The 293-nt window shown below is 51.9% G+C and carries 1 protein-coding gene; it reads left to right on the top strand.

Annotated elements, in window-relative coordinates:
* Nucleotides 1-293: DinB/UmuC family translesion DNA polymerase (locus tag AWR36_RS16410; protein ID WP_456299179.1), on the top strand; the 293-nt coding region annotated here is incomplete at both ends.

Below are 293 nucleotides of genomic sequence, written 5' to 3'. Positions count from 1 at the left end.
CCAAGGCATTTTGACGGCATACGATTTGAAAAGTTGTGATTTGAAATGGATTCGCCGTCGTTACTCGGTGACGGTGGAGCGTATTGTTCGTGAATTGAGAGGAGAGGCCTGTCTCGGGCTGACTTCACATGAGTCCTCGGAACGGCAAATCATTTCATCCCGTTCTTTTGGCCGCTCGGTCACGGATTGGGAGCAAATGGCACAAGCGGTGTCGGCGTATGTGTCCCGAGCGGGCGAAAAATTACGCCAGCAGAACAAGGTGTGTCAGTTTGTGAGCGTCAGCATACGTTCCA

The sequence above is a fragment of the Microbulbifer flavimaris genome (genome assembly GCF_001641755.2).
Taxonomy (GTDB): Bacteria; Pseudomonadota; Gammaproteobacteria; order Pseudomonadales; family Cellvibrionaceae; genus Microbulbifer; species Microbulbifer flavimaris.
This window is presented reverse-complemented; position numbering and strand designations above follow the sequence as displayed.